Here is a 608-nt window from a genome sequence, read left to right on the forward strand (position 1 = left end):
TATCTTGTCGCTGTGCTTTTAAGTCCGCTTATTCTACCTAGGTTTGGCACTCGCTTAACCAGTACGGCCAGTCTTTTTGTCATCGCAGCCTCTATGCTTGGTATGGCTTTTACCATCAGTTTTCCTATGCTTTGCGCTTTTTATGTGCTCACTGGCATTGGCAGCGGCGGCGTGGTCTTACCGATGATGAGCGTCATGTCACACTGGTTTTTTCCGTCGCATCGCGGGCTGGCATTGGGGTTGGTGATGGCAGGCCCTGGGTTTGGTATTATCCTATCGGGCTTTGTCGTCCCAAAACTATTGCCCTTTTTTAGCTTACTGTCTTGGCAGACGGGTTGGCTGATTTTTGCGCTAATCAATATTGTGGTGGCGTGCCTTACTTTTGCGTTGATTCGCAATCATCCAGACGATGTCACGCGCAGCCCTTTCGGGCGTGTACCCACTTCGCCCATGAAAAACAAAAAAAAGCTGGAACGCAGTAACCTCAAGCTACTCGCGCATTTGGGCGTTATCTTTGCTATCTATGGCGCGACTTATATGGTTTATGTGACCTTTATCGTGACCAGCATGGTGGGCTCTTATCAGCTCAGTGAGGCAGCTGCAGGCGG

Annotated in this window: 1 protein-coding gene; it reads left to right on the top strand. The window is 49.8% G+C overall.

Annotated features, from left to right (window positions below; translation table 11 throughout):
- Window positions 1–12 precede the first annotated feature (12 nt).
- The coding region (locus NK638_RS12390; protein WP_274633247.1) for an MFS transporter at window positions 13–608 on the top strand (596 nt) is incomplete at its 3' end.

Source organism: Psychrobacter sp. A3, from assembly GCF_028823565.1.
Taxonomy (GTDB): domain Bacteria; phylum Pseudomonadota; class Gammaproteobacteria; order Pseudomonadales; family Moraxellaceae; genus Psychrobacter; species Psychrobacter celer.